The sequence below is a fragment of the Zestosphaera sp. genome (assembly GCA_038843015.1).
GTDB lineage: Archaea > Thermoproteota > Thermoprotei_A > Sulfolobales > NBVN01 > Zestomicrobium.
The window spans coordinates 49,146-70,407 of the sequence record JAWBSH010000007.1 but is presented as its reverse complement, the minus strand read 5'-3'; the positions used below and the strand labels follow the sequence as shown (position 1 = coordinate 70,407).

The 21,262-nt window shown below is 43.3% G+C and carries 23 protein-coding genes; 9 read left to right on the top strand and 14 right to left on the bottom strand.

Annotated elements, in window-relative coordinates; all coding sequences use genetic code 11:
* Window positions 1-192 precede the first annotated feature (192 nt).
* Window positions 193-1,515, top strand: coding sequence for a type III ribulose-bisphosphate carboxylase (gene rbcL / locus QXL29_06165; GenBank protein ID MEM2284177.1), 1,323 nt, complete (start codon window positions 193-195; stop codon window positions 1,513-1,515).
* An 18-nt stretch (window positions 1,516-1,533) separates the two neighbouring features.
* A complete protein-coding gene (gene nikR, locus QXL29_06160) occupies window positions 1,534-1,959 on the top strand; it encodes a nickel-responsive transcriptional regulator NikR (GenBank protein MEM2284176.1) in 426 nt (141 codons plus the stop codon).
* On the opposite strand, the gene QXL29_06155 is transcribed toward nikR, so the two are convergent.
* Window positions 1,954-2,664: an HAD family hydrolase gene (locus QXL29_06155; GenBank protein MEM2284175.1), complete on the bottom strand. Its 711-nt coding sequence runs from the start codon at window positions 2,662-2,664 to the stop codon at window positions 1,954-1,956. The two genes, nikR and QXL29_06155, sit on opposite strands and share 6 nt — an antisense overlap.
* 138 nt (window positions 2,665-2,802) lie before the next feature.
* On the bottom strand, window positions 2,803-3,615 hold the full coding sequence (locus tag QXL29_06150) for an aldo/keto reductase (GenBank protein ID MEM2284174.1): 813 nt from the start codon (window positions 3,613-3,615) through the stop codon (window positions 2,803-2,805).
* Window positions 3,616-3,669: 54 nt separating this feature from the next.
* Here QXL29_06150 and QXL29_06145 point away from each other — a divergent pair, with 54 nt between their 5' ends.
* Window positions 3,670-4,320: a hypothetical protein gene (locus tag QXL29_06145; GenBank protein MEM2284173.1), complete on the top strand. Its 651-nt coding sequence runs from the start codon at window positions 3,670-3,672 to the stop codon at window positions 4,318-4,320.
* Window positions 4,321-4,511: 191 nt separating this feature from the next.
* Here QXL29_06145 and QXL29_06140 read toward each other — a convergent pair whose 3' ends face one another.
* The 5 genes from QXL29_06140 to QXL29_06120 all read right to left on the bottom strand — a co-directional run bounded on the left by QXL29_06140 (window position 4,512) and on the right by QXL29_06120 (window position 9,688).
* Entirely contained in the window at window positions 4,512-5,111 is a 600-nt protein-coding gene (locus QXL29_06140) for a hypothetical protein (GenBank protein MEM2284172.1), read from the bottom strand.
* Between the two features lie 10 nt (window positions 5,112-5,121).
* A complete protein-coding gene (locus tag QXL29_06135) occupies window positions 5,122-6,438 on the bottom strand; it encodes a hypothetical protein (protein MEM2284171.1) in 1,317 nt (438 codons plus the stop codon).
* Between the two features lie 77 nt (window positions 6,439-6,515).
* Complete coding sequence (locus QXL29_06130) at window positions 6,516-7,427, bottom strand: DMT family transporter (GenBank protein ID MEM2284170.1); 912 nt, start codon at window positions 7,425-7,427, stop codon at window positions 6,516-6,518.
* Between the two features lie 151 nt (window positions 7,428-7,578).
* The gene (locus QXL29_06125) at window positions 7,579-8,337 is read right to left on the bottom strand and encodes a metallophosphoesterase family protein (protein MEM2284169.1); all 759 of its coding nucleotides are present in this window, start codon (window positions 8,335-8,337) and stop codon (window positions 7,579-7,581) included.
* A gap of 1 nt (window position 8,338) precedes the next feature.
* The gene (locus tag QXL29_06120) at window positions 8,339-9,688 is read right to left on the bottom strand and encodes a rhomboid family intramembrane serine protease (protein MEM2284168.1); all 1,350 of its coding nucleotides are present in this window, start codon (window positions 9,686-9,688) and stop codon (window positions 8,339-8,341) included.
* 88 nt (window positions 9,689-9,776) lie between these two features.
* On the opposite strand from QXL29_06120, the gene QXL29_06115 reads away from it, so the two are divergent.
* Window positions 9,777-10,568, top strand: a complete 792-nt coding sequence (locus QXL29_06115) for an SDR family oxidoreductase (protein MEM2284167.1) — start codon at window positions 9,777-9,779, stop codon at window positions 10,566-10,568.
* 26 nt (window positions 10,569-10,594) lie between these two features.
* Here QXL29_06115 and QXL29_06110 read toward each other — a convergent pair whose 3' ends face one another.
* Both QXL29_06110 and hypE read right to left on the bottom strand, forming a co-directional pair.
* On the bottom strand, window positions 10,595-10,828 hold the full coding sequence (locus QXL29_06110) for a HypC/HybG/HupF family hydrogenase formation chaperone (GenBank protein ID MEM2284166.1): 234 nt from the start codon (window positions 10,826-10,828) through the stop codon (window positions 10,595-10,597).
* A gap of 11 nt (window positions 10,829-10,839) precedes the next feature.
* Window positions 10,840-11,892 carry a hydrogenase expression/formation protein HypE gene (gene hypE, locus QXL29_06105; protein MEM2284165.1) on the bottom strand — a complete coding sequence of 351 codons (1,053 nt, stop codon included), beginning with the start codon at window positions 11,890-11,892 and terminating at the stop codon, window positions 10,840-10,842.
* A gap of 103 nt (window positions 11,893-11,995) precedes the next feature.
* Between hypE and ribH the strand changes: the two genes are divergently transcribed.
* Together ribH and QXL29_06095 are read left to right on the top strand one after the other, a co-directional pair.
* Entirely contained in the window at window positions 11,996-12,448 is a 453-nt protein-coding gene (gene ribH / locus QXL29_06100) for a 6,7-dimethyl-8-ribityllumazine synthase (protein ID MEM2284164.1), read from the top strand.
* A gap of 16 nt (window positions 12,449-12,464) precedes the next feature.
* Window positions 12,465-13,160, top strand: a complete 696-nt coding sequence (locus QXL29_06095) for a GTP cyclohydrolase IIa (GenBank protein MEM2284163.1) — start codon at window positions 12,465-12,467, stop codon at window positions 13,158-13,160.
* Between the two features lie 43 nt (window positions 13,161-13,203).
* Here QXL29_06095 and QXL29_06090 read toward each other — a convergent pair whose 3' ends face one another.
* The 4 genes from QXL29_06090 to QXL29_06075 form a co-directional block, all read right to left on the bottom strand.
* Window positions 13,204-14,271, bottom strand: a complete 1,068-nt coding sequence (locus tag QXL29_06090) for an alpha/beta hydrolase (protein MEM2284162.1) — start codon at window positions 14,269-14,271, stop codon at window positions 13,204-13,206.
* 86 nt (window positions 14,272-14,357) lie between these two features.
* Window positions 14,358-15,329: a 3-oxoacyl-ACP reductase FabG gene (gene fabG / locus QXL29_06085; protein ID MEM2284161.1), complete on the bottom strand. Its 972-nt coding sequence runs from the start codon at window positions 15,327-15,329 to the stop codon at window positions 14,358-14,360.
* Window positions 15,330-15,334: 5 nt separating this feature from the next.
* Window positions 15,335-16,486 (bottom strand): thiolase family protein, encoded by a 1,152-nt coding sequence (locus tag QXL29_06080; GenBank protein ID MEM2284160.1) that lies wholly within the window; start codon window positions 16,484-16,486, stop codon window positions 15,335-15,337.
* Window positions 16,487-16,589: 103 nt separating this feature from the next.
* Entirely contained in the window at window positions 16,590-17,315 is a 726-nt protein-coding gene (locus QXL29_06075; GenBank protein MEM2284159.1) for a helix-turn-helix domain-containing protein, read from the bottom strand.
* Window positions 17,316-17,456: 141 nt separating this feature from the next.
* Here QXL29_06075 and QXL29_06070 point away from each other — a divergent pair, with 141 nt between their 5' ends.
* The 3 genes from QXL29_06070 to QXL29_06060 all read left to right on the top strand — a co-directional run bounded on the left by QXL29_06070 (window position 17,457) and on the right by QXL29_06060 (window position 20,345).
* Window positions 17,457-18,023, top strand: a complete 567-nt coding sequence (locus QXL29_06070; GenBank protein ID MEM2284158.1) for a THUMP domain-containing protein — start codon at window positions 17,457-17,459, stop codon at window positions 18,021-18,023.
* Window positions 18,016-19,425 carry a phosphoglucomutase gene (locus QXL29_06065; GenBank protein MEM2284157.1) on the top strand — a complete coding sequence of 470 codons (1,410 nt, stop codon included), beginning with the start codon at window positions 18,016-18,018 and terminating at the stop codon, window positions 19,423-19,425. Before QXL29_06070 ends, QXL29_06065 begins: the two co-directional genes overlap by 8 nt.
* Window positions 19,426-19,532: 107 nt before the next feature.
* Window positions 19,533-20,345: a PIG-L deacetylase family protein gene (locus tag QXL29_06060; protein ID MEM2284156.1), complete on the top strand. Its 813-nt coding sequence runs from the start codon at window positions 19,533-19,535 to the stop codon at window positions 20,343-20,345.
* 38 nt (window positions 20,346-20,383) lie between these two features.
* Here QXL29_06060 and QXL29_06055 read toward each other — a convergent pair whose 3' ends face one another.
* Window positions 20,384-20,995 (bottom strand): nitroreductase family protein, encoded by a 612-nt coding sequence (locus tag QXL29_06055; GenBank protein ID MEM2284155.1) that lies wholly within the window; start codon window positions 20,993-20,995, stop codon window positions 20,384-20,386.
* Between the last annotated feature and the right edge of the window lie 267 nt (window positions 20,996-21,262).

Sequence of the window (21,262 nt, the reverse complement as noted above, 5' to 3'; positions counted from 1 at the left end):
ATCCTGAAGAGTATCTCTAGCAGTAAGTGAGTTAGTATCAAACTCTTATAAACTTTCATAAAAACTCGAGACGAGGGCACTAGGCTTAGAATTCGCTCAGGTGCTGTCGTTAAGTATTGCGATGTTTTTTGATTTGAGACAAGATTTATTAGTTTCTTATGTCACTTTCTATTATAGAAGGTGCTTTTATACATGCCTGAAGAGTTTGAGTGGTATAATGTCTTCGTTAAGAAGGATTATTCTCCGAGTCCTGAGAAGGACGTGATAGTGTCTTTCAGAGTAATTCCTGGTGAGGGTTTCAGCATTGAGGATGTTGCTGGTAGTATAGCTTCAGAAAGTAGCGTAGGTACTTGGACTACCCTATCATCACTTCCTGAAAGGATTTGGAGATTAATGGGCAAAGCGTACGAGATAAGAAATCTTGGTAATGGGTCATGGCTCGTTAGAGTTGCATACCCTACAGACTTGTTTGAGGAGGGTAATATGCCAGCTTTTCTCGCGTCAGTTGCTGGCAATATATTTGGTATGAGGAGAGTTAAGAGTCTCAGGATCGAAGATGTTACAATGCCTAAAGAATTCTTAAAGTACTTTAAAGGACCTGTAAGAGGTCTTAGAGGTGTTAGAGACATATACAGAGTGTATGACAGGCCGCTACTTGGTACCGTTCCTAAACCTAAAGTAGGTTTCTCGCCCGAGGAGTTAGAAGCAGTAGCTTATGAGATCTTGGCAGGAGGTATGGATTTTGTGAAAGACGACGAGAATCTCGCGTCACCTTCTTACTGCAGATTTAGTGAGAGGGCTAAAGCAGTTATGAGAGCTATCGACAGAGCAGAGAAAGAAAGTGGTGAGAGGAAGACCTGGTTAGCTAACATAACAGCTGACGTGCGGGAGATGGAGAAGAGGCTTAAGCTAGTAGCTGATTACGGTAACCCGTTCGTGATGGTAGACGTAGTAATTGCTGGCTGGTCATCTCTAACTTTCATTAGAGACCTAGCCGAAGAACACGGGTTGGCAATACACGCTCACAGAGCTTTCCACGCGGCCTTCACTAGAAACCCAACACACGGTCTCTCCATGTTTGCCTTAGCTAAACTCTTGCGAGTTGTCGGCGTAGACCAACTTCATGTAGGCACGCCTGAAGTAGGCAAGCTAGAAGCCAGAGCTAGAGAAGTCGTGAACATAAGTAGGGCGTTAAGAGAGCTAGTATACGTTCCTGAGGCGGATGACCTGAGGCTGAGGCAAGACTGGCATCACATCAAGCCCGTACTCCCCACGTCTTCCGGCGGTCTGCACCCAGGCACGATACCTGAGGTTATAAAACATCTAGGTATTGATTTAGTGATTCAGGTTGGTGGCGGGGTACTTGGGCATCCCGGCGGTCCCAGAGAGGGTGCTATGGCTGTGAGGCAGGCTGTCGAGGCGTTCTTGAAGGGAGTGCCTCTCGACGTGTATGCTGAGACACATAAGGAACTCAAGAGAGCACTAGATAAGTGGGGTTATGTGAAGCCAGCTTAAACCCCGTTCACAACTAGGGTGAATTCCTTGTGCGGGAAGTTCGGTATTTACGTGCCAGAGGAACTAATGCGTGAGTTGGAAGACCTTATGAAGTCTCTGGGAATAAAGAATAAGTCTCTGATATTCAGAGAAGCTCTACGCCTCTTCATAAGTGAGCATAAGTGGCGTGCGGGAGGCTCCATACTGGGGGTGATTAGCGTTGTTTATGACCATGAAGCAAGAGGGATAGACTCGAAACTTACGGATATTCAACACGACTACTTAAACGAAATAGTCTCGGCACTACATATTCACATAGACCGCAAGAACTGCATGTTAGTGTTAGCTTTGAAAGGTAGTTCAGAACGTGTAAAGAGTCTTTTAACAAGGATTATTAAACTTAAGGGAGTAAAGCTCGTTAGACCTGTTTTGATGAGCGTTGAATCTGAAGGGCTGGAGTCATAGCGATGGACTCCACTCATCTATTAAGGGTATTAAGTACCTTATGTTAGGTATGATGGCGAATTCTTCTGTTTTAATTATTTCTTCTCTTAAGTTCTTGATTAACACTGCCTTAAGACCCGCTACTAGAGCTCCGCCAAAATCTTCGCGGGTATTATCACCTACGTGTATTGCCTCGTCAGGTTTTAAATTAAAGTGTTTTAGTACAGTCATGAAAGCCTCAAATTCAGGTTTCTGGTGACCTAAGGTGTCTGAGAAGAAGAGTTTATCTATGAATTGACTCATGCCTGAAGTCTCTAAAATACTCGTAGTTATTGAGGAGTCCCAGAAGAGTACGTTGCCTAACACTGCAGTCTTAAGTCTTTTACTCTTGACGTAAGATAAGACGTCTCTAGCGCCATCGATGATCAGATACCCGAGCTTGCCTTCCTTAGCATCTCTCCCTAACTCCTCGTGAATCATCATGAAATAGTCTACGCCTAAACCTAGTTTCTCGCAGAGTCTCTTCCTAGACTCTTCTAAGACCTTATTAGCTGGAGTCTTATTTATTCTTAAGTTTTTGACTTCAGAATGAACACTCTTCAACAAACTCAAAACTTTAAGTGAGTCTAGACCTAAGTGTTCTGACAGTTTAGACGCGAGCAACTCGTGCATGCCCTCTAATGACAGTAGAGTATCCCACACATCAAATATCACTAGCTTTATCATCTTAGTCACCCATTAACAAACTATGCCATAATAACATATTAAAGCTAAAACTTGAGGCGAGTCTAACTCACTAAGTACTTCGTCGCTTCCTCTATTCCTCGAGAGCTGAGCAGGTCTCTGAAGCTTGAGAGACTTTAACTATAATTTCTTGAGGAGCTCTATTAGTTCTGGAGTCAGGTTCCACTCTAGTGTTTGAGCTATTTCTTCGAGGTGTTTAGTATTCTCTGTTTTGACGACGGCGGCTAAGTAGGGTTCGCGTATTACGTAATTCAAGGCTATCTGAACTACAGGCTTGTTTATTTTTAACGATATTTCGGCTAGTTTGGAGTGTTTCAGGACCTCACCCCTCTCTAGGGGTGTATATGCTTGAATAGTTACCTGGTATTTGAGTGCTGTAGGAAGTAGTGATTCTTCTATCTCTCTCCTCAACACACTGTAGTGTACTTGGTTGAGTACTATGTCTGACTTCTTAGTTGAGTTTATAGCTTCTACTAGCTCTACGTCGTTGAAGTTGCTTACTCCTATATATCTGGTGAGTCCTTCATCAATCAACGACTCAAAGTTTTTGACTTGTTCCTGAATACTTAATGTTGGATTAGGCCAGTGAATTAAGTATAGGTCGACTTCATTGACTGCTAGTCTCCTCAGTGCAGCTCTACCGTACTTGATTACGTCGTGTCTAGTCTTCAGCCTGTCTGGCAGCATCTTAGTTATTATGAAAACAGAGTCTCTACCAACCTGCTTAACAACCTTGCCTACTAACTCCTCGGCTTTGCCGGAGTTATACATTTCTGCAGTGTCTATAGTGTCTAGACCTAACTCAACACCTCTTACTAGGGTAGTGAATGCGTTATTCTCGTTTCTTATACCCCAAGTTCCTAGAGCAATCGCCGAGATGGTCTCGCCCGTATTGCCTAGAGACCTCCTCTTACTAGGTATTCCACCACTCATCTCTCAATACCAAAGTTAATATTGTGTCTTTAAAGATATTTTATGGGTAACTAATTGAGTGAGAATCTCGAGGTCTCAATTACTGAATGGAGGAGTAGTCTAGAAAGACTGGGGGAAGTATTAATAAATATGTCGAGAGAAGCAGGCTTAGAAGGATTAACGAGTTCTCTGAGTAAGAGACTTAAGAGCGCGTCAGAACTCCTAGGCACTGAGAGACTTAAAGCTTTGATAATCAAGAACGAGCACGCACTAGCCTTCATAGCTACTAGCACGGAAGACGTTAAGAAATTCGTGTCTGTGAAGACTCAGACAGGCTTAATCAGAATACCAGTATACCCTAGAGACTTCTACGTGACTCAAGTAGGACCTTACGGCATCAAGTGCACGTGTGAAGACGCTTTAATGACCTCAGCTAAGGCAGATAACACGTTAGTGAGTATAGCTAGAGCTTTAGAAGCTAATTTTAGTGAGATGAAGCCATTACCTATATCGAGTAGGTACGTCATATGTAAGCACACGCTAGCCTTAGCTTCCCTCCTGAACAGACTAGGTATCGTGAGACTTGAAGACTATAGATTCATGAAGGTGTTAAAATTAAGTGTTGTAGTCTTGGCTTTGAGGGAAGGATTAATTACTCAGAGACTACTTAAAGAATCTGATAATTTAGTGTCATTGCTTAACGAGCTAATGCGGAGTGGGGATTAATTATCTTAAGTTCCTGAAGACTTGATTAAGTAGTTGCTTACGCCCACTACTTGCGTCGTCCTTACTTACTGGAAAAGGACTCTTCAATCAGTCTCGACCCTACCCACGACTCATTAGCTCACAGACTCTAGGTATTAAGGCGTCTAAAACAACCTAGGCAACTAAGAGAGCCAAGCATAGTCCTTACTTAATTACCGTGCTTGAGAACATCTTTTTTCTAGCATGTCGCTGAAAAGAAGCCAAAGTGTGAATATCCCTAGAGACAGCCCTACACCTATAGCTACACCCCAACCTAGTGAAGACTTCATCTCGGGACTCAAACCAGTCAAGTCTATTATCATTGACAGACCAAAGAAGAACAAGAGTATGAATAAGAGGCTCTCGACCTTCTTCTCAAAGACTACAGTCTTGCTAAGGATATCTAAAGCCACCATCAGAACTAGCAACATTATCACGACACTCACTACTCGAGTGACGTAAGTCACTAGCTCCACGTAAGTGTCGGAAGTTGCTAAAGCGAGTACTCTGATTATCATAGTTATAGCTAGGAGAGCTATACCCATATCAGCTATCATTATAGTTATCGTAGCTACAGAAAATCTTAAGCCGCCTGGAATTACTTCCTTAACAAGATCCTCAAGATTGCCTACCCTCACGATCCACCTAATCACTTTATTTATTAGCTTAGCTAGGAGGATAGAAAGCAACGCAATACCTACAGCTATCACCAAATAAGGAATTAGCCTGACGGTACTTCTCAAGACCTCATATAGAATATCAGTTATCTCCACCGCAACTCACCTACACTGTTGAGAGTATCGTGATTAATTCATACAATAACAATATTAAAGTTAAGAGTAGTGTTAAAGCTACTAACTGAATGAAGAGCCTAAACACCCTCTTAGAGGTTTCTACTGTGAAGGTGTAGCCTATTATACTTATAGAATAGACAAGTTTTCCGTAGCCGTATGCTGTCCTCGGCGGCACTATTGCTGTTTCTGGGATTGCTAGCACGCACACGAATAACGCAAGGAGTTTAAGGAGTGTAGCAACGCTGAACACTAGTATCGGCACGTCAGGTAAGTATCTGCCAAGAACTGACGCCATCAGCAACCCGACAGCACTAGACGAAGTCAGGAAAGTAGATGCTTTGATTATCCCTAATGACTCAACGTATTTAGAATATATCGCAGAAGCTATCAAGTTAGCTCCTATGAAGGTCGCTGATAGAACAGCAGAAACTAACACGTGAATTAAGGGGTTACTAAGAAAAGGTATTGCTGAGGTAAAAGCGACGTTCGTAGCTATTGCTAAGACATAAGCTCTATAACCTTTCCATAAGTAGGGACCCACTATACCTCCAAGATTCCCTGCCAAGTTGAGAGCTATAGCTATGTAGAGCGGTGAATTCATTGACTTAAGGAGCTGAGGCCACGCAAGACCTACTAAGTTACCCCCACTCATCATCAAAATCAACATCAAGAAAGTATTTGTTTTCTTCACTTCAACCTCTTCTCTCATCTCGATTTTTCTTAGTGTTCTGAAGTCTTCAGGCACGTCATAATAGATTAGGACGGCCGTGGCGAGCAAACCTACTACGGAGGAGGATGTGTAGGCCACGTAATATGACGTTGGCGCTTCTATGAGCGCTGTCATGAATATTGAGTAAATAGATCCTAGGAGTGAGGACGCAGCTCCTAAAGCAGCTCTTAAGACATTTATTTCTACGAACTCTTCCTGTACAAAAACGTTAAGTAATGCAACGTTGAGTAGGACACCTACAGGTATAGTTATGGTCAGGGCTATCCCATAAACTACTATTAGTAAGTCTGGGGTGCCTATAAGGAAGGGCAACGTAGCGAATAATAACCTCTCAAGCCCGTGAACTAACAACAACTTTATTTTTATGTTCCTAGCTAGAAAACCTGGGTAATTGTAAATCAAGTACGATAAAATAACGTTCATTAATGCGGCGAAGAAAGTGACGTAAGACATCATGTTGAGGGTGTATCCTGAGTAAGTAAGCATTGGTACAAAAAGACCTCTAGTCACGGCTACGTAGAAGCCTCCGAAAAATGCTTCTAAACTCATCAAGATCTTCGCGTAACTCTTCCTCATCTATCTTTGTCCTCGCTAACCTTATTACGTGCTTCGCTATGTATAAGAATTGGGTAATGTATTTATGTGTGTTACGCTTAGAGTTTTTCTAAGGACCCATAAACAGTTATTAAGATACCTACTAAAGCTAATGCCATACCTAATATAGTTTCTGCCTGTATTTGCTGGCCTAATATAAGCGCTGCTAGTAACGTAGCTCCTGGAGGCTCTCCTAAAGCTATTGAGGTAACTACGTAAGACTTCATTCTTTTCAGTAAGTAGTTGATGACTGTGTGTCCTCCCAGCATAGGTATAAGAGCTAGTAGGGTCACGTAAGCCCATGAAGTTGTAGACGCTGGTAACAGGGTTGACTTAGATACTAGAGCGTAAATGAGGAGAGTTAATGAAGCTGACGTGTACGCGACGATAGTGTAGTTCGTTAAAGACATGCCAGCCTTCCTAGATGACCTACCTAAGTAGAAGTAACCTGCCGCACACAATGAACCTATGAAGGCCAGAGAAACTCCTGATACTCCAGCCTCACTACCCAGCTGAGGTTTAGTAGCCATAACTACTCCTGAGAAAGCCAGAGCAAGCCCTAAAATCTCTATTCTTCTCAAGGTCTTGTGAGCGATTCCCTCGAAGAACGCGTTTATTAAAGGGTATGTGACGACTACAGTCGTAGAGAGCGCTACAGGTATTAGAAAAAGGGATTCCATCCAAGTCAAGAAATGAAGCCCTAATAGAACACCCGCTACAACAGACCTCAAATATACTGAGAAGTCGGCTGGGTTCACTCTAGGATGTCTCATCGATTCTGCGAGAGCTTTATAAAAGAGTATGAGTATAGAACTCATAAAGACTCTCCAGAAAGCACAAACTAGAGCTGTAGTACCTGAGAGAATAACTAAAACTGAAGCAGATGATATGCTTACCCACGCAATCATCATCAGAACGAGGTCAGTAGGGTGCAGCTCTCTAGCGCTTCTCAAAACCCTCCCTACCTTCAACTAAAAACTAGCTTTAAAAAACTGAATCAGCTTTGCTCAGAGTAGGCGGAGTCTATGACTGTGAGTTAGTGACAGTTTATTTCCCGTCATACGAGCATTCATGAAAACTAGGTACTGTGAGTACTTTATGATTAGCTACTGCTTAACTTGCTTATAATGAGGCCTTCCTCAACACACTAGCTAACTTCTCGTAAATATTCTGATCTTTGATTAACTCTCGAAGCTTTCTTAAGACATTCTCGACATCATACTTGACCCTATAGAATGTTATGCTGTTATTTGTGGTGTCGTAAATCGCGTAAGAAGCTCTGGCATCCCCGTCTCTAGGCTGTCCGGCACTCCCCGGGTTGATCACGGTTGCTCTCTTAACTCTCCGCAGGAATTGGTGGTGAGTGTGTCCCACAACAAATACTGATTCTGTCAGCTCACACTCTCTCCCGCTCATGCTTAATCTGTAGGTCTTTCTTTCTTGGAGAGACCAACATATCTCCTCGTTACTTAGCCACGGATGTAAGTATCCGTAAAGTGGTTGTTGCAGAGTTCCGTGCACGAGTATTATTGGGAGACCGAGTACGTCGATCCTGAGAACTTCTGGCAAATCACTTAAGAATTTCCTGTCGTTATCTGTCAGCTTCCTCATGGATATATTGTTTCTAGTATACTCGCTTGCATCGTGAAGTTCGTGCCCGCACCTACAGTCTATGTTCTTGCCCACGGCTTCATCGTGATTTCCTTTTATTATTTTAGCACCTGTAGTTCTAACCTCATCTAATACTAGGTCTGGGTCAGGTCCGTAATCAACTAAGTCGCCCAGCACTACTACCTCATCGTAACCTCTAGCGTTTTCTAGGATAGACCTTAGTGAGTCGTGATTTGCGTGAATGTCAGATATTAGTAAGATTCTCGTCAACTTACTCACCTACTAGAGCTAATTCTTTGTCTTTACCGAGTACTACGACGAGAGCTCCTGAAGCTATTATTATTGACGAGAGTCCTACGTTTTGAGTTACTCTACTTAAGTTCGTTGTCTTAGAGTTTATCGTAAACTGATATATCACGTTGTCTATTACGTACACTTGAGCACCGCTAACTACTAGGATTTGCGTTTCTATTTCGCCATCACCGTAAGCTAGGAAGCCTTCAGAATCATAGTAGCCGTTGAAGTACCTGATTAGTAAGTTGACTTCACGGCGTACGTTTCCGACCCTTAAGGTAATCACGTAAGACTGATTCTCTAGCCTCACGTCCTCGTTTGGGGAGTTCTTGTTATATATTAGGTTGACTGCGTTAAGCCTGCTGAGCAGTATTCTGGTGGTGTCTAGAGGAGTCTCAGCTATATAGTTCTGCACGTTAGGTAGCTGAACAATTACATAATCACGATACGGGGTTCCGTCGTACGTGTACTGTATGTTCACGACTTTCACGCTACCTATATCGGGGAGAGCACTCAATATGAAAGCTCCCCCAACAATTATTGACGCAATAACTAACGACAAGACTGTTTTAGAAGTCTTGCTGAGTCCTCGTTTTTCAGGGTACGTGAATATTAAGTAAGGTAGTGACCTTATGTACTCTATGAACTTCAGTTCTTTAAGTCTTGAGCGATCTACTATTACTGGGAGGATAGCTATACCTGCTAGAAACCCTCCGGCATGAGCAAATACTGCCACACTACCAGCAATTTTAGCATAACCGTAAATAACTTGAGTGACGAACCAGAGAATGAGGTAGAGTGAGGCTTTCAAAGAGAAACACATCGGGAACACAAAGAAAATCCAGCAAGCAGTTAGTGAAGTTCCTGGATAGAAGATTAGGTAAGCTCCTAAGACACCGCTTATAGCTCCTGAAGCTCCTATAGCCGGTATAGCATATGATGAAAGACCTCCTAAGAAGCTGAAAGTCACGTGAAATAGTGTTGCTGAGACGCCTGAAATGAAGTACAGCACTAAATACCTAGAACTCCCTAAAACATCTTCAACAGCTCTCCCAAATATATACAGGAAATACATGTTAAAGAATATGTGGAATATGTCTCCATGTAAAAACATAGAAGTCAGCACTCTGTACACTTGCGTAGGGTCTTCAAAGAGCGCTGGAACAAAGCCTCCACTACTAACCCAGTAGTTACTCACGCTTATGAAGAAGTTATCATATGATGTGAGCAGGTATACTAACACATTAACTAATATTAAACCTAGGGTGGCTTTAGGTCTCCTCCTGTAATGAGTGTCGCCTATAGGGAATCCCATACTGTACTTCACTAGCATTTCATCCCCGGCTCAGTCCTCAATTAAATTAAGGAACTATATTATAAAAACGTGATCTATGTATTAAGAGGTGGTGTAAGAATTGTGGAAATTAGTCGAAGGTCTTAAGGTTCTCGTGACGGCCTCAACGAAAGGTATTGGTAAGGGAGTCGCTGAAGTACTATTAGAGAACGGCGCTGTGGTAGTGATTAATGGCAGGGAAAAGACTAGAGTCGAGAGTGTAGTTGGTGAGTTAAGGGGGAGGTTTGGAGACAGAGTTTACGGGGTTGTAGCTGACTTGACTCTAAAGACTGACGTGGAGAGGCTAGTTGATGAAGCTGCTAGCTATATGGGCGGAATCGACACTCTGGTCTACATAACTGGGCCTCCCAAGCCGGGAATGTTTAGAGACTTGAGGGATGAGGATTGGGAAGTCGGTACAAGATTATTAATACTCAACGCTGTGTGGATAGTCCGTAAAGCACTCACGTATTTGAGAAACTCTGCTAATCCATCTATAATCTTTTTAACCGGAACTGCTGTAAGAGAGCCTGACCCTTACCTCACGTTATCTAATGTTTTGAGGGTTGGTATTCATGGGTTGATGAAGACTTTAGTGAGAGAGTTAGGTCCTGAAGGTATTAGAGTTAACGCGATAATGCCTGGCTACATAGAAACAGATCGTGTCAGGAATATATTAGAGACTAGAGCCTCTAGAGAGGGTAAATCATATGAGGTCGTTTATAGAGAATTCGTTCAGCAAATACCTCTTAGAAGGATTGGGAAGCCTGAAGAGGTGGGGTGGCTCGTGGCTTTCCTAGCGAGTAGGCACGCCTCATACATACATGGGGCTTCAATACCCATAGATGGAGGTCTTCTCAGATCACACTTTTAAGAATCGCGTGTAGAAGTCAGACTTAGCTAAACACTTTCAAGACTTAACTCTCTGTAGAGCCTGAGAGTCTCTTCAAGTTCATTCTCACTTATTTTAGAGATCACGATACCTGCATGAACTATAACGTAGTCTCCCTCTCTTATCTCCTCATCAGTAGCTATGATGACTTCTTTAGTAATACCTCCTAAATCTACCTCAGCGTATGTCATAGCTCCCTCAACCCATTTCCTCAAAATTTTAGCAGGCACTCCTAAGCACATCTAGCGACACCTTAGCATATCCTCGGTAAGTTAATTGATTTAGGCTCTATTAATACCTTACCACCAACTTCTGTCACGCCGATGACTCTGCCTCTGAGGAAGTCGCTAGTAGGTTCTATGACTTCACCTATTATCTCGGAGTTTTCCTCACCTACTTCCTTCAGCTTCTCAAGAATCTCAGAAGCTTTATTATTATCTACTGCTAGGAGTGCTATGCCTTCAGAAGCCATAGAAAGGTAGTCGACGCCCATAGCCTCGAGAAAGTCTCTTACTTCGTCTCTCACAGGTATCTTGTCCTTATATATTCTTATCGTTAGGTTGTTCGAGCGTGCCCACTCATTAAGTACAGACGCTAGACCTCCTCTCGTCGGGTCTCTTGCCGCGTGTATGTAGTCTCTGAAGTCTTCTATAACTTTAAGAACTGTCTTAGCTAGAGACTTAGTATCGCTTCTGAGCCTCTTAACTTTGTCTAGTAAGCCTAGCTGAGCTGCTAGTATGGTTGCGCCGTGCTCTGCTACGTAGCCAGTGACTATTATCTTGTCACCCGCACGTAATTCGTTGTCTGGTATGGGCTTCTTACTAAGTCCAATGCCTACTCCAGTTATCAATATCTTATCTAGCGTTCCTTTAGGCATGACTTTAAAGTCTCCGCCGATCAGTGACACGTCGTTCTCAATAAGAGCCGAGATTAGAGAGTTGATTACATCACTTAACTCAGTTTCGGGGAAACCTTCCTCCACGACTATAGTGTCCATGAAAGCGACTGGTCTAGCCCCAGAAACTACTAAATCATTGATTACCCCGTGCACTACTAGAGACCCTATATTGCCGCCGGGAAACTTATAGGGGCTTACCGTGTAAGAGTCTGTAGTGATTACTATGTGTAGATCCTCGTTTAATCTAAGGGTTGCTGAGTCGTCTAAAACGTCTAGTCCGTAACCGCCTGCAGCTTTCTTTAATTTCTCAGGTACCTTATTAACAATTAACTCTTTAATAAGCCCCCAAGTCTCTGCGGCTCCAGCACCGTGCGCTAAGGTTATCAGGCGTTGAGTCAGTATCCTCACCTACTTAATATTATGTTATTGAGTTTATTTGCGTTTAAGTTGAGGTTCTTTCTTAATTAGAATATAAAGGCGCTTCACGTTTTGTTTAGGGGGTGTGTCGAGGGTGGTGAGGCTAGCTATAGTTGTAGCTGAGTTTAATTATGACGTAACTTACTTGATGCTTCAGAAGGCTCTTGAGCATGCAGAGTTTCTCGGTGCTCAAGTAGGTTACGTAGTTAAGGTCCCCGGATCTTTCGAGATACCGCTAGCGGTGAAGGAGTTGCTTAAGAAGAATGAAGTAGACGCGGTAGTCACTTTAGGTGCTATTATTCAGGGGGAAACTAAACATGATGAGGTGGTGGCTCAGCAGTCTTCTAGGAAGATCCTTGATTTAAGTATCGAGTACGGGAAGCCAGTCACTTTAGGCATAATAGGCCCTGGAGCTACTAGAATGCAGGCTCTCGAGAGAGTCGAGGATTACGCTAGGAGAGCTGTTGAAGCAGCTGTCAAAATGTGTGTGAGGCTGAAGAGATTAAGGGAGAGTGAATCGTCTGGCGCGACATCCTTTATAGAGTAGCTGATAGCGTGATACGATGGTCTTAGCTGTTTTCGTGGAATTCGTTAAGTATAGAGAGTGGACTGAGTCTTTAGGTAAAGATAGAGAGTGGTTTATTCAACTCACTCAGTCTAAGGTTTACCAAGTCATTCAGTCGTTTGTGTCTAGTTACGGCGGCATAGCACTCCCGCTAAGATATGACTACCAAATAATACTACTGCCTTACGACGTCGGCGTGAGAGAATTTAATGAGAACTTAAAAAAGACCCTACTAAACTACTCTCCAACACCGATAAACACTTTAGTTGCTTGTAAAAGAATTAAAGACCTTCTTAAAATGGACCTAAACAACGAGAATTACCGGGATGACGTGAGTTGCTTGCCTGAACCGTTAGTAGTCGCGCACGCAGACCTTAATGACTTCACGAAGAGGACCAGGTCTTTAGGAATTTACAGAACATACTCAGAAATCTTGAACGTTATAGCTCACTACGTGAGAGAGTTGAGAGACATAGCTATAGTGCAGTATTTGGGTGGCGACAACATAGTCTCAATATGCGATGAAGACAGCATGCAAGAGGTATTAGAAGTTCTGGGTAGTGTTGACTCTATCAAAGTTGGTGTTGGAGTTTCTAAAATACCTAGGAAGGCATTCATGCTAGCTGCAGAAGCTCTCGATACTATTAGGGAGAAAGGTAAAGTAAGTAAGTACATGGTATTGTACGATCAGTGATTAAGTTATAGTAATAAAGATCTTCAGGTTTTATGTGTTTGAGTTACTCATAGAGAAAATCAGTGAGCTTTTTCGTGAATTCTTCAGGTCTTTCTATGAATGGCGTGTGTCCAGCTCCCTCAATTATCAGTTTCTCGTAGGCCCCGCCTCTCACAACGTACTCTTCTAGGAAGTTTCTTATCTGACTTACCATAGGTTGCGGTGGGAACTTTTCTTGACCTGGGTACCCTGGTATGTATCCCATGAGTCCCAGTACTGCTACATCAAGTAAAGACATGTCAGATATTATGATATCCTTGCTTCCGTGAATCCAGAGTATCGGCGGCTTCTCAGCAATGTTTAGTGCTTCTCTTAGATTAAGGTATTTAGGACTCATCGCGTTGAGTACTCCCCTACTCCCCGGCGCTATATAAGGCCAGTTAGGACTCTCTACGTAGTCTCCAGGATAGTTATCTTCACTAACTTCAGTGCTGAACAGCATTGCTAAGAGCTTACTCATTAGTGTCTCACCAATCACGTAATCATCAGCAAAGTAAGCTCTGACGGCGTTAGCTGGTGCTGATGGGTGGTCAATTCCAGTGTATTTAGCTTTAAGTAGTCTAACGAATTCTGGATTATACTTAGCTACGAGACCTGCGCCAGACCCTGAATAATCGCTGTAGCATGGCGTGCCGTATGCGTCTTTAGTGCCGCCGTAGCCGTACGGCGATAAAGGATCTACTAGTACTACTTTCTTTATCTTGACTTTATTACGAGAATCTATGAGTGCTTGTAACGCGATACCTCCCCCCATACTGTGTCCTACTAACACGTAGTAGTCATACTTGAGACTCACTAGCAACTCTAGTATGTCGTCTGAGAAGTCTCTTAGACCTCTAGTAGCGTCTACGGGTCTCCTCCCACTATCTCCGAAACCTCTCAGGTCTGGAGCAACTACGTCAAAGTCTTCGGGTATTTTCTGGATGATGTCTTCCCAAATCAATGATGATGAGAGGTTACCGTGGATTAAGACTACGGCTTTATTGCTCTCTCTGCTTAAGTACCTCAAGTTGATTTCAAAACCCTCGCTAAGCCTAATTTTATGAGTTTTCAGGAACGACACAATAGACACGCTCAATCAATAAACTAAGTACTTAGAATAAAAACCTTTTGGTTGATTCTGAAAACCTAACTTAGCAATAGAAACTTAATTATTGCCTAGGCTTTAGGACTTGAGATAGTAGTACCCAGATCTATCGGTATTACGATACCGTTTAGCGCTTCATTTTCTACGATGTGCCTCACTAACTTAGCGACTTCTTCCGGTTCTATGAGTCTCGGTATAGGTATCCTCCTCAAATAATCTCTCAGTATTGGAGTAGGCACTGCTAGAGCCATTCGCGTTTTGACAAATCCTGGAGCTATCGCGACTACTCTTATCCCGTATGGAGCTAGCTCCTTAGCTAGAGTGTAGGTAAGTCCTATTAAACCTGATTTAGAAGCTGCGTAGTTTGCTTGCCCTATATTACCTACTAACCCTACTATAGATGAGACATTAATTATGACGCCTCCACCACTCTTAATCATGTGTGGCGTGACAGCTCTAGAGCAGTTGTACGCGCCTGTTAAGTTCACTTTTATTACTGCGTCCCACATCTCAGGACTTATTCTCTGTAAGTATGAGTCTTTCGTTATTCCAGCGTTGTTGACTAAGACGTCAATTCTACCGAACTCACTCACTATCTTCTTGATCCCTTCTTCAACCGACTCATACTTTGAAACATCCATCTCAACGAACAGTGCTTTAGACCCGGCATCAGATATAGCCTTAATAGTGTTTTCTGCTTCAGTGTCGCGCGATATGTCGGCTACTGCTATCAGGTACCCTGATTTAGCGAGTTCTAGCGATATGGCGGCTCCTATGCCTCTAGCACCTCCAGTGACTAAAGCTACTTTCTTTTCATTGACCTCAATACCTGAGGGAGTGAACAGAGGTATGTTGCCGAAGATACTCCAAGACTCGATGACTTCCCCTACCATGCCTATCTTGAGCTTCCCGAAGAACTTCCTGTCTATGCGGACTACTCTCCTGATTCCCTCCTCATTCTCTACTAAGCCTATAGCGTAGGTAGACTTATAAGGTAGTGCTGGAGTATACAGTTCTGTGTAGGTGATTAGCTTCCAGACCATCTTAATCACCTGCTGAAAATAGCTACTACAGACGTTGCTCCAGTACCCCCGTGATTCTCTACTAGACCTATCTCGGCATCAGGTACCTGCCTTTGTCCTGCCTCGCCTCTCAGTTGCCAGTAGATCTCGGCCACCATGCCTACGCCAGTAGCTCCTATAGGGTGTCCTTTAGACTTGAGTCCCCCGCTAGGATTGACTGGTATCTCGCCGTCGAATGTCGTAACACCGTTTCTCACGAGGTCTGCACCTTTACCTCTCTCAGCAAGACCGAGCATCTCGTAGACTATTACTTCAGCTATGGTGAAGGCGTCATGTACCTCCATGACGTCTATGTCTCTAAGTGTTACGTCAGCACTCCTGTAAGCTTCCTCACCAGCTTTCTTGACAGCTCTTAAAGCGGTCAAGTCTTCGCGCTGGAAGACTCCTGGGTGATCATGATGCAGAGCTACTGATTTCACCATTACTGGCGTGTCAGTGTATTTTCTTGGCTCACTACTTAGTATTAAGGCTGCAGCGCCGTCGGTTATTAGTGAAGAGTCGTAAAGCTTTAACGGCCACGAAATATAGGGGGACTTCATCACGTCTTCGACACTAATCTTCTTCTGCATAGCCGCAAGAGGGTTTCTCAAACCGTTTTCATGGTTTTTCACAGCTACTAGCGCTAGGTCTTCCTCCTTAACTCCGTATTTATTCATGTATGCAGTAGCTATTAGAGCATAGAGAGACACGAAAGGCGAGCCTATTAAGACCTCATCAGGGTGTCCCGCCAGCATCAAGACCTCGTTTACCTCTGTGCTTGATGGCAAGTAACTCATTTTCTCGAAACCTACTATCAACGCGTTCCTGGCTAAACCGCTCCTGAGGAAGTTCCACGCTAGGTAGAGGGCCGTCCCCCCAGACACGCAAGCATTCTCTACTCTAAAGCCTTTAGTGTTGTTTAAACCTAAGTGTGAGATAACTAGGGGTGCTGTATGTAAGAGTCCGCCGAACCTGTCAGAGAAGTTAGATACTATAACTAGGTCTATCTCTTCTTTATTAATGCCTTTATCAACTCTCCCTAATACTCCTTCAGTGACTTCTTTAATCATGTCCCAGACTTCTTTAGATGTCCTCAACTCGTACTTCAGACTATAAGCGCTTACAACACCTACTTCCAATTCAGACCCCATCTAGAATATGTTGTCGTGAGTAATCTAACCGCGGGTAAACAATGATTATAAATGTTTAAGGCACGGCACGCGAGCTAAGACCGATTTGCGCTTAAACAGCTGTCTTACTTAAGTACTTCAGCGTAGAAGATATTATTCTCTTTTCAGCACGCCTCAACAACTTAGTTACTGCGGCTCGCGATATGCCTAACTCTTCAGAAAGCTCGACTATGTTAGTCTTTCTAGGCCACTCATAATACCCGGACTCAAGCGCTAGTCTCAACAGACTTAATTGCTTATTAGTTAGTTTGCTTAACTCCATCGTCAGCAAGCTTAGTGCTGCCAGGTAATTCATCGAAAATTCCGCAACTAGCTCATCAGGTATCTCCTCAACTCTAGACTTCTCTATATAATCGAACTCGTTTACTCTGCTCACGAACTCGTTAAGTAACTTCTTGCTGTGGAATCCTAAAGTCCATCTCTCATATCCTTCTTTAGCTATCCAAGGCGCTAGAGGCGTTGCGTCGAGGAAGACGCTGGTCTCCATAGTCTTGGTTTTTGTTATGTTCATCTGTATCTTAACAAAATCTCTCTTCTTCTGTATTACTTCATAGCTTCGTACGAGTCTGTAGCTCTCTATCTTTTCTAAAGCTTTATTGATTAAGTCGTTATCACCTAGTAAAACCACGTATATCTTCTCATAACCTCTAGAGATTTCAGCTACGTTCGCTCCAGTAACTATTATTTTAGTGTCTTTGAGGTGCTCTACTAACCACACAACTGGACAATCATACTGAACTATATTAAATACTGCTACATACATCCTATTTAAACCCATTTAAACAGTGTTTACGACATATATAACCTTTACATAAACAGATTAAATAAATGCTTTTTAGACAAGTGTCTTTACAGACAGTTGAGTTCCTTATTAATTTCGAGCTACATAGTAGGTTGGACGAGATAGTGAGGTGTTTAGATGTTTAACTTAATAGTTATTCATGAGCCAGGGCCTGACAACTGGAGGTGGGCTAGAAACCAGTTAAGGCAATTACTAGGTATTGAGGGGAAAATCCTGACTTCTTATCAGTCAGTAATGCTGTACTTTGTTGAGGGAGACCCTCATCAAGTAGCTGATAAGTTGAGAGAGAGCTTGAAGGGTGGGGGAACCCCAATAATTAGAGTCATCCCTGTAGACTATGTAGTCAATCCCTATCTTGATGAGGTTATCGAAGTAATCAAGAATATGGTCGTTAAGATCCCTCAAAACGAGAGTTTTAGGATAACTCTTCAAGGACACTTAATGAGTATTGACTCTGAGGGGAGGAAGGTAATAATGCATTCTATAGATTCTATTAGAGAGATAGCTAAATATATTGAGAGACCAGTAAACCTAGAAAAGCCTGACTGGATAGTTTTCATTAAAGTTGTTAAAGTCTTAAGAGGTAAGAGAGTTGCTGCTGTATCCTTACTCAAGCCGCGCGAACTAATTAATTTGAGAGACTTCACACAAGCGGAGGAGTTGGGTGGGGAAACTAGTGAGTAGTAAGAAGTTATTTGGGACAGCTGGCGTTAGAGGGAGGTACTTAACAGAAGTAAATCCTGAAATATTTCTATATCTCAGCGCAACTATAGCAACGTACTTTAAGACACGTAAGAGTGTTGTGGGGGGTGACGGACGCTTAACTACGCCAGTCTTAAAGAGTTCTGTAATAACAGGACTCCTAGCTTCAGGTTCTGACGTCATTGATGTAGGCTTAGTCCCGCTACCTGTTTTAGCTTGGAGTACTAGGTTCTTGAGGGGGGATCTAGGCATTTACGTAACTGCCTCACATAACCCTCCTCAAGATAACGGCCTCAAGGCTTTCTACGGTACCGGGATGGAGATCCTAGAAGGAGATGAGTTCAGGATTGAGGAATTATATCTTAGTAAAAAGTGGGTTTTGGTTGACTGGAACGCTACTGGGGTGTATGCTAGCGCCACACACGTAGTGGGGGAGTACGTGGAGGCGTTGCTGAGTAGGTTAGGTGCTGGAAGCAAGGCGGGCAGAGTTCGAGTCCTCATAGATACAGCTAATGGTGCTGCTTCTCTAGTAACTCCTAGAATCCTTACTGAGCTAGGCGCACACGTATTCACGCTCAACTCTAACGTTGACGGCAGATTCCCTGGAAGGCATCCTGAGCCAAGACCAGACATCCTAGAGCCTCTACTCCCGATAGCTAGAGAACTAGGAGTTGATGTGTTCTTAGCTCACGACGGAGACGGAGACAGACTAGCTGTTTTAAGCCCTGTTAAGGGTTTCATAAAGCAGGACAGGATAATCGCGTTACTGGCTAAAGAAATATTAAATGAGAAGAGGGGGACTGTAGTAGTATCTATTGACGTAGGCAACGCCGTAAGAGACGTTGTTGAGTCAGCTGGCGGTAAGCTAGCCATAACTAAGTTGGGAGCAACTCACACAGGCATACTTGAATACTCAGACACGGTCATGACGGCAGAGCCTTGGAAGTTCATAGATCCAGGGTGGGGGCCTTGGGTAGATGGTGTTTATCAGGCAGCTTTCTTAGTCAAGCTAATGATTGAGAGAAGTTCTAACATAGATGTCTTACTGAAAGATATTCCAGATTATCCTCAAGCGAGAGTCTCTATAGAAGTGCCTAAGGAACTAAAAGAAGAAGTATACGAGAACCTGAAAACTAAGTTGCTAGAGTGGCGAACTCCCGACTCTGAAATACTGACAGTGGATGGCTTAAGAGTCAACTATGCGGACAAGTCGTGGTTGCTCGTAAGAAAGTCAGGGACGGAACCTAAGATTAGGATTTACGGTGAATCAACAACTTATGATGACTTAAAGAAGAAAGTTGATGCGTTAATAATCGAAGCAAATAGGGTCCTCAAGAAACATGGTTTGAGGGAAGTGAGAATAGACGGTAAAATAATACCTTAAAAATTAATTCCGCGCTGTTGAGTCCCGCGTAATAACCTGTCCTCGTCTCCGAGTAAGTTGAGTCAACCTTATTACAATTAATTCATGTTTATTTTAGGTGCTTAAGTTTGTACGAAGTATTGAGAGAAATAATTGAATTGCCTGAAGCTGAAGCCTATAGAGAGCTAGTCAGGAAAGTAATTGACCCAGCTTTTAACAAGGCGCTCGACAACGTTGAGCACGTCTTGTGTGTTTCTCCCCATCCAGACGACTGTGAGTTGAGTGTGGGGGGAACGCTAGCATCTCTAGTTAGTAAAGGTAAAGACGTTAAGTTAGTTGTAGTCTCTGACGGGTCTCTCGGGACACTAGACCCGAGCTTGTCTCCCCAGAAATTATCTGAGACTAGGTATGAAGAGCAGATTAAAGCGTCTGATGTTTTGGGTGTTAAGGAAGTCTTATGGCTCGGATATGGTGATGGTAGGGTGCCGTACAACGATGAATTAAGGAATAAGCTAGTATGTTTGTTGAGGTCTTTGAAGCCTAACATAGTTTTCGCGCCTGACCCTTGGTGTCCTTACGAGGCTCACCCGGACCACAGGAACGTAGGTCTCTTAATAGCTGAGGCAATTATTTTCTCGCCACTACCTCATTTCAGCTGTTCTGAAGCTCCTGGCCTAGAACCTTGGCTAGTTAATTACTTAGCTCTCTACAACACGTCCAAGCCCAACACCTTCTACAATATAACTAGCTTCATAGAAGCTAAACTCAACGCTATAAGACTACATAAAACGCAGTTTGAGCATGACTGGGAATATTATAAGTCGCTGATACTATTTAACGCAGCATTTTATGGTAAGAGAGCCTCAACTCTCTACGCAGAAGCATTCAAGTTGCTCCCAACACGACTTCTTCACGTCTTTCCAGTAGCTGAAGAGATATGAAAGCACTACTTCCCAGATTCCCTAGATTAAAACTATACTCAAATAAATCGGACTACCTCATTCAACGACTTCCTAGGTCTGGCTTTAGGAGTCTCTGCAGGATAGCCTAGCGCTATAATCCCTTGCAAGTCACAACCTTCTGGTGGCTTAAGTAGCTCATCAAACCTATTCTTTAGTAGTAGGGGCACACCCAACCACACAGCACCTAACCCGAGCGCGTGAGCTACTAACAACATATTCTCTAGAGCTGCAGCAACAGACTGTATTGCGAATATTTTCTCCGTCTCTAGCAAATCCTCAACATGTGTGGTTCTTCTTAAGTCCACGTAGCCTGCTATATACGTAGGCGCTAAATACATGCCATCACGAATCCTCTGAACCCACTTACTCACTTTATCGGGAGGTAATGGAGTTTTGAGAGCTCGTGTAGCGTAAAATTCGTGAGCTTCTAAGAGCAGACTATGTAGTCTACTCCTGACCTCAGGGTCTCTAACAACTATGAAAAACCACTGCTCACTATTACCCGCGTTAGGAGCTCTAATCCCGGCCTCAAGAATCTTAAGCAAGACATCATCCGGTACCGAATCACTCTTAAACCACCTCACACTAGACCTACTCGACACAGTTTCAAAGAAACAATCACACCTCATTTAACCTCCCCATACAAAACTAAACACTAAAATTAATGTCTTACTCTAATGCCTCATGTAGCTGTCTCGGGTTTTGTATCTGTTCATGTTGGTTGATGCTGATAGGAACGCTTGTAAGTGTTTCTAGTGCTTCATGCGTGGGAGTAATTTGATGAGGGTTTGAGAGTCCCGTAAAGCGGGCTCTCCCCAAGCTACTCAAGACGTGAGGGTTTAGGAGCCCCCGAACGCTTTCAAGCCCAATGAAAACCCAAGCGAGATGCAGGGAAA